Below are 6,637 nucleotides of genomic sequence, written 5' to 3'. Positions count from 1 at the left end.
CCTGACGACAAAGGCGCTCGCGCCATGTTCAGGCGTCGATATTCTGCGGCCGCGAAGGGTTGTTTTTCCACAGAATCGGCCGAGGGATTTCCCGGAGGGACCATGAAGGCGGATACACGGGATCTGCGCGAGGCGCAGATCGCAGAGGCGGCCTATGCGCTGCTGTCGGAGAAGGGGTTTCAGGGCTTGTCGATGCTGGCGGTGGCGAAGCGGGCCAAGGCATCGAATGAAACGCTGTATCGTTGGTATGGCGACAAGCTTGGGCTTTTCCGGGCTTTGATCGCGCGCAACGTGGCGGAGGTGGGCGAGGCGCTGGAGGCTGCGGATGGGCTGGAGGAACTCGGGCGGCAATTGCTGGGAATGTTGCTGAGCCCGCGCGCGGTGGCCCTGAACCGGGCCGCCGCTGCCGATGCGAGCAACACGCTGGGCGCGGTTCTGGCACAGGCGGGGCGGGGCGTGGTCTTCCCGGTTCTGGTGGCGCGGATGTCGCAGGAGGTCGCGGCTGGGCACCTGACGGGCGAACCGGAGGCGCTGGCCGGGCTGTGGGTCGACCTGTTGGTGGGCGATTGGCAGATCCGCTGCGCCACGGGCGCCATGGCGATCCCGGGCCCGGAGGCGCGCTGGGAGCGCGCTGCGCGGGCACATCACCTGCTGAAGTCGATATCGGGGACGGCGGTGGCAAGGCGCTTCGAAGCGCCTTGAACCAAGCGCCTTCGAAGGCGCTTGTCACGCAAATTCGAATTTGCGTCAGCCAAGGCCCTTCGAAGGGCCTTGCACGGCGGATGGGTCAGGGGACCAGCTTTCCGGGGTTCATCAGGTTGCGCGGGTCGAGCGTCGCCTTGAGTTGGCCCATCACGTCCCAGCCGTCACCATGCTCGGCGCGCATGAAGGCCGTCTTGCCCATGCCGATGCCATGCTCGCCCGTACAGGTCCCGCCAAGCCGAAGCGCACGGTCGGCCATGGCGGCCGACAGTCGCTTGGCTTCGGCCAGTTCCGCCGGTTGGTCGGGATCGATCAGCAGGATGGCATGAAAATTGCCGTCACCCACATGGCCGAGGATCGGCCCGGGAATCGTCGATCCGGCGATGTCGTACTGCGTCTCCTTCACCGCCTGCGCCAGCCGCGAGATCGGCACGCAGATATCGGTGACGATGGCCCGCGCTCCCGGGCGCGACGCGAGGATCGCGTAATAGCCGTTATGCCGCATCGCCCAAAGCGCGCGGCGCTCTTCTTCGCGGGTCGACCATTGGAAGGGTGACCCGTCGTGATCGGCGACGATCTCCCCGAACCGATCCGCATCCTGCGCGACGCTGTCGGGCGAGCCGTGGAATTCCACAAGCAGATGGGGCGCTTCGGGCATGTCCGCACCGGCATAGGCGTTGAACGCGCGCACGGTGGCGGCGTCGATGAACTCGATCCGGGCCATCGGGATGCCCATCTGGATCGTCTCGATCACGCAGGCCACCGCGTCCTCGATCCGTTCAAAGGCGCAGACCCCGGCCGATGTCGCCTCGGGGATGCCGTGCAGGCGCAGGGTCAGCTCGGTCACAAGGCCGAGCGTTCCCTCGGAGCCGACCATGAGCGCGGTCAGGTCGTAGCCCGCAGCGGTCTTGCGCGCGCGGGAGCCGGTCTGGATCACACGGCCATCGGCGAGCACCGCGGTCAGCCCCATGACGTTGTCGCGCATGGAGCCATAGCGCACGGTCGTCGTGCCAGAGGCGCGCGTCATCGCCATGCCCCCAAGCGAGGCATTGGCGCCGGGATCGACGGGAAAGAACAGGCCGGTGGCGCGCAACTCCTCGTTCAGGGCCTCGCGGGTGACGCCCGGTTGCACGGTCACGTCCATGTCGGCGGGGCGGATTTCCAGCACCTTGTTCATGCGCGCAAAATCGACGACGACACCGCCGCGCACCGCCAAGCCGTGGCCTTCCAGCGAGGTGCCCGCGCCCCAGCCGATCATCGGGCAGGCGTGGCGGGCGCAGATCTGTACCAGACGGCGCACCTCGTCCTGGCTGACCGGATAGGCCACGGCGTCGGGCGGGGTCGACGGAAACCACGATTCGGAATGGCTGTGCGTGTCCAATTCGGACTTGGCCCGCGTCAGACGTTCGCCTAGGAGATTGTGGAGCTCTTCAAGCGCCTGCTCAATGGCCATGGACCGTACCTTTGCGTCTTTTCCGCCATGTTATCGGGCGGCACGAGGGGTTGAAACCCACTGGATCGGGGGAAAGCGAATTGACCAGCCTTGTGCGGCAACAGATGCACAGTCTGCGTGCGGCGGCCCGGAGGGGCTGGACGACGTTGCGCCGGGATGGGCCGGGGCAGGTGCAGTTCTGGTTCATCGCGCTGGGGCTTGGCGTGGCGTCGGGTCTGGCGGCGATCGGCTTCCGCTTCGCGGTCGAGACCCTGCAGGCGACAATCTACGGCACACATGACGTCAACACGCTGGCGAGCTTTGCCGAAGGCTTGCCTTGGCTCTGGGTGCTGCTGATCCCGGCCTTGGGCGGCATCGCGGTGGGGGTGATCCTGCACCGGGCGACGCCGGACGGGCGGGTGCGGTCGGTGGCGGACGTGATCGAGGGCGCGGCGCTCAACGATGGCCGGGTGGAGAGACGCGCCGGGGTGGCCTCGGCGCTGTGTTCGTGGATCACCCTGTCGACCGGGGGCAGCACCGGGCGCGAAGGCCCTGTCGTGCATATCGCGGCGATGATTTCCAGTTGGATCGCCAACAGCTTGCGCGTCGACGGGGTCACGGGCCGCGACCTTCTGGGCTGCGCGGTGGCGGCTGCGGTCTCGGCCTCGTTCAACGCGCCGATCGCGGGGGCGCTGTTCGCGCTCGAGGTCGTGTTGCGGCATTTCGCCCTGCACGCCTTTGCACCCATCGTGGTGGCGAGTGCCGCAGGCACGGTCATCAACCGGCTGGTCTATGGCGACGTGACCGAGTTCGTGCTGCCGGGAACGACGACGGTGGAGTTCTATCTGGAGCTGCCGGCCTTCTTCCTGTTGGGACTGGTCTGCGGCGCGGTCGCAGTCATCATGATGCGGGCGGTGTTCTTTGCCGATGATGTCGAGACGGCCTTGCAGCGCAGGCTGGGCCTGCCGCATTGGCTGCGCCCTGCCGTGGCGGGGCTGCTGCTGGGCATGATCGCGATCTTCTATCCGCATATCATCGGGGTCGGGTACGAGACGACGTCGCTGGCGCTGACCGGGGCGCTGACCCTTGGCGGGGCGTTCGTCTTTGCGGTGGTCAAGGTGGCGGCGGTGTCGATCACCATGGCCGGGCGCATGGGCGGCGGGATCTTTTCGCCGTCGCTGATGGTGGGGGCGCTGACCGGGCTGGTCTTTGGCCATATCGCGACGGGGATCTTCCCGGATCAGTCCAGCGCCTTCACGCTGTATGCGCTGGCGGGCATGGGCGCGGTGGCGGCGGCGGTGCTGGGGGCGCCGATCTCGACCACGTTGATCGTGTTCGAGCTGACGGGGGACTGGCAGACCGGGCTGGCGGTGATGGTGTCGGTGTCGATGTCGACCGCACTGGCGTCGCGACTGGTCGACCGGAGCTTCTTCCTGACGCAGTTGGAGCGGCGCAACGTGCACTTGGCTGAGGGGCCACAAGCCTACCTGTTGGCGATGTTCCGGGTGGCGGGTGTGATGCGCAAGCCGGATGCAAGCGGGGCGGCGGACCCGGAGGCCTGCGCACGGATGATCGAGCAAGGGCTGTTCCTGCAGGCCTCGGCAACCTTGGAGACGGCCTTGCCGATGTTCGATCGGTCCGGGGTGGCGTTTCTGCCGGTGGTTCAGATGGAGGGGGAGACACCTGTGTTGCAGGGGGCTCTGTTCCACGTCGATGCGCTCAAGGCCTATAACCGGGCTTTGGCCGCGACCGCCGAGGAAGAGCACAGCTGAGAGGGACGCGCTGGCAAGGCGCTTGTGACGCGCCTTGAAACAAGCGCCTTCGAAGGCGCTTATACGCAAATTCGAATTTGCGTGACCCAAGGCCCTTCGAAGGGCCTTGCCCGCCTCAATGGCTCGTCCGGTCCGTGTGAAGATCGCCGATGGTCAGCACCGGCGAGGCGTCGATATCCCCGGCATCCAGCATCGAGGCGACACGTTCGAGCACGGCGACCATCATCGCCTGCTCCCAGTCGGGCAGTTTTTCGAATTCCTTGACGTAGCGCTGTTGCAGCGCGTCGGGCGCGCTGTCGGTGGTGGCCAGCCCGTCATCGGTGATGATGATGTTCATCTGGCGGCGATCCGCCTCCGAGCGCACGCGGTCGATCAGCTTGCGCTTTTGCAGCTTGTCGAGCAGCGCCGTCACCGTCGCCTGACTGACGCCCATCTGTGTGGCCAGCGCCTTGGGCGTGGTCGAGCCACCCTTGGCCACCACGATCTGCAGCACGCGCAGCTGTGCGGGCGTGACCCCGGCCGATAAAGCAAGGTCGCGCGAATACAGCTCGGTCGAGCGCAGGATGCGCCGCAGAGCGATCAGGCTGTCATCGGTTCTGTCCATAGCCACCTCTGGTATGGCGGTGAATGTCGCATGTCTCGATAGAATGGGCCAGACTCCTTCATAATTTCTTAATAAGTTTGCAGAACTAACGATCTGTGACACATCTACTTAGGCGCTTGCGCTGAATAATTCAATGTTTTCGGCTTTTCGCGCAGAATTCAGCTTAAAACAACTTAGGCGGTTGAAACTTTCTTGGTCGGTTGTTAGTTAGTCAATCGAACGAAATGAGGAGCAGGAAATTCCCATGCCGAAAGACGTCTCCATCCCCCGAACCGGAAAGCCCCATCTGCGCAAGCCTGAAGCGACGGATGGGGCCGCAATCTGGGATCTCATCCGCGTCTGCAAGCCGCTGGATGAGAACTCCATGTACTGCAACCTCGTGCAGGCGGATCACTTCCGCGACACCTGCGTGGTTGCCGAACTGGACGGAGAGATCGTCGGCTGGATTTCCGGCCACATGATCCCGGGCGAAGACGCGTTCTTCGTCTGGCAGGTCGCCGTGGGCGAGGCCGCGCGCGGGATGGGCCTTGGCAAAATGATGCTGCGCCATCTCGTGCGCCGCGACGAATGCAAGGACGCCGAGGTGATGAAGACGACCATCACCCGCGACAATGCCGCCTCTTGGGGGCTGTTTCGCAGCTTCGCGCGCGATGTCGGCGGAACCCTTTCGGATGAGCCGCACTTTACCAAGCATGACCACTTCGACGGGGCCCATGACACAGAGCACATGGTGACCATCACGCTGCCCGAAAAGCGCGCGACGCTGAAGCGCGCAGCCTGATCCGATTTATACAAGAACACGTATCGCAAAGGACCTTTCCAATGCCGAACGACATGTCTGACACACCGAAGAAACCGAGTATCTACAAGCGCCGCGAAAGCGAGGCGCGCTCCTACTGCCGTGGCTTTGACACCACTTTCGTCAAGGCCTCCGGCTCCGAGATGACCGACAAGAACGGCGAGACCTATATCGACTTCCTCGCTGGCTGCTCCTCGCTCAACTACGGGCACAACGACCCCGATATGAAAGAGGCGCTGGTCGATCACATCACCCGCGACGGCGTCAGCCACGGGCTTGACCTGCACACCGACGCCAAGGGCGACTTCCTGCGCGCCTTCGAGACGCATATCCTGAAGCCGCGCGACATGGACCACAAGGTCATGTTCACCGGTCCGACCGGTGCCAACGCCGTCGAGGCCGCCATGAAGATGGCGCGCAAGGTGACGGGCCGTACCAACATCATCGCCTTCACCAACGGCTTTCATGGCGTGACCATGGGGGCGCTGTCGGCGACCGGCAACGGTTACCACCGTGGCGGCGCGGGTATGCCCGTGGGCGGTCATGTGACCCGGATGCCGTATGACGGCTATATGGGCGATGGCTGTGACACGTCCAAGTTCCTTGAGGCGATGCTGAACGACGCGTCGTCGGGTATGGACGCTCCCGCCGCAATCCTGTTCGAGACCGTGCAGGGTGAGGGCGGCCTGAACGCCGCATCCAAGGAATGGATCGAGAAGGTCGTGAACCTCGCGCATGAACATGGCGCGCTCGTCATCGTCGATGACGTGCAGGCGGGCTGTGGCCGCACGGGCACCTTCTTCTCGTTCGAGGAGATGGGATTCACCCCGGATATCGTGACCATGGCGAAATCCCTGTCGGGCTTTGGCCTGCCGATGGCGCTGGCGTTGGTGCGCCCGCAGCATGACGTGTTTGGCCCCGCCGAGCACAACGGCACCTTCCGTGGCAACAACCACGCGTTTGTCACCGCCCGCGTGGCGATCGAGAAATTCTGGGCCGACCCGAAGTTCCAAGAAACCCTCGCGTCGAAGTCGATGGTCCTGACCACCGGCCTGCAAGAACTGGCCGACAAGATCGACGGCGCCTACCTGAAGGGCCGTGGCCTGATGATGGGTGTCGATGTCGGCTCGGGCGAGTTGGCGGGCGAGATCTGCGCACGTGCCTTTGAAAAGGGTCTCGTGATCGAGACATCGGGCCCGAATGACGAGGTCGTCAAGGTGCTTGCGCCCCTGACCACGCCGGACAAGACCTTCCGCAAGGGTCTGGCGATCCTGCTGGAAGCCGCCGATGAAGTCCTTGAACAGCACAAGATTGCAGCGGAGTAACGA

6 protein-coding genes are annotated in these 6,637 nt (G+C 64.6%); 4 read left to right on the top strand and 2 right to left on the bottom strand.

The genetic code is table 11. The features are described from left to right. The first annotated feature begins 102 nt into the window (after window positions 1-102). Window positions 103-702 carry a TetR/AcrR family transcriptional regulator gene (locus tag D8Z78_RS15315; protein ID WP_121634529.1) on the top strand — a complete coding sequence of 200 codons (600 nt, stop codon included), beginning with the start codon at window positions 103-105 and terminating at the stop codon, window positions 700-702. An 85-nt stretch (window positions 703-787) separates the two neighbouring features. Here the strand turns inward: D8Z78_RS15315 and D8Z78_RS15310 are convergent, their stop codons facing one another. Next, window positions 788-2,155 carry an FAD-binding oxidoreductase gene (locus tag D8Z78_RS15310; protein ID WP_121634500.1) on the bottom strand — a complete coding sequence of 456 codons (1,368 nt, stop codon included), beginning with the start codon at window positions 2,153-2,155 and terminating at the stop codon, window positions 788-790. Between the two features lie 104 nt (window positions 2,156-2,259). On the opposite strand from D8Z78_RS15310, the gene D8Z78_RS15305 reads away from it, so the two are divergent. After that, window positions 2,260-3,906, top strand: a complete 1,647-nt coding sequence (locus D8Z78_RS15305) for a chloride channel protein (protein WP_121634531.1) — start codon at window positions 2,260-2,262, stop codon at window positions 3,904-3,906. 115 nt (window positions 3,907-4,021) lie between these two features. Here D8Z78_RS15305 and D8Z78_RS15300 read toward each other — a convergent pair whose 3' ends face one another. Next, window positions 4,022-4,510: a MarR family winged helix-turn-helix transcriptional regulator gene (locus D8Z78_RS15300; protein WP_121634502.1), complete on the bottom strand. Its 489-nt coding sequence runs from the start codon at window positions 4,508-4,510 to the stop codon at window positions 4,022-4,024. Between the two features lie 244 nt (window positions 4,511-4,754). Between D8Z78_RS15300 and ectA the strand changes: the two genes are divergently transcribed. Together ectA and ectB are read left to right on the top strand one after the other, a co-directional pair. Then, window positions 4,755-5,291 carry a diaminobutyrate acetyltransferase gene (gene ectA, locus D8Z78_RS15295; RefSeq protein WP_121634504.1) on the top strand — a complete coding sequence of 179 codons (537 nt, stop codon included), beginning with the start codon at window positions 4,755-4,757 and terminating at the stop codon, window positions 5,289-5,291. Window positions 5,292-5,332: 41 nt separating this feature from the next. After that, window positions 5,333-6,634 (top strand): diaminobutyrate--2-oxoglutarate transaminase, encoded by a 1,302-nt coding sequence (gene ectB, locus D8Z78_RS15290; RefSeq protein WP_121634506.1) that lies wholly within the window; start codon window positions 5,333-5,335, stop codon window positions 6,632-6,634. The last annotated feature ends 3 nt before the right edge of the window (window positions 6,635-6,637 follow it).

This window comes from Tropicibacter alexandrii (assembly GCF_003667315.2).
Classification (GTDB): Bacteria; Pseudomonadota; Alphaproteobacteria; order Rhodobacterales; family Rhodobacteraceae; genus Tropicibacter; species Tropicibacter alexandrii.
Note: the sequence above shows the minus strand (reverse complement) of the source record. Positions and strands in the feature narration are given on the sequence as shown.

Excerpts from the sequence above, each read along its gene's own strand:
- ectB (WP_121634506.1), top strand. The coding sequence starts at position 5,333 with ATGCCGAACGACATGTCTGACACACCGAAGAAACCGAGTATCTACAAG.
- D8Z78_RS15305 (WP_121634531.1), top strand. The coding sequence starts at position 2,260 with ATGCACAGTCTGCGTGCGGCGGCCCGGAGGGGCTGGACGACGTTGCGC.
- D8Z78_RS15310 (WP_121634500.1), bottom strand. The coding sequence starts at position 2,155 with ATGGCCATTGAGCAGGCGCTTGAAGAGCTCCACAATCTCCTAGGCGAA.
- D8Z78_RS15300 (WP_121634502.1), bottom strand. The coding sequence starts at position 4,510 with ATGGACAGAACCGATGACAGCCTGATCGCTCTGCGGCGCATCCTGCGC.
- D8Z78_RS15315 (WP_121634529.1), top strand. The coding sequence starts at position 103 with ATGAAGGCGGATACACGGGATCTGCGCGAGGCGCAGATCGCAGAGGCG.
- ectA (WP_121634504.1), top strand. The coding sequence starts at position 4,755 with ATGCCGAAAGACGTCTCCATCCCCCGAACCGGAAAGCCCCATCTGCGC.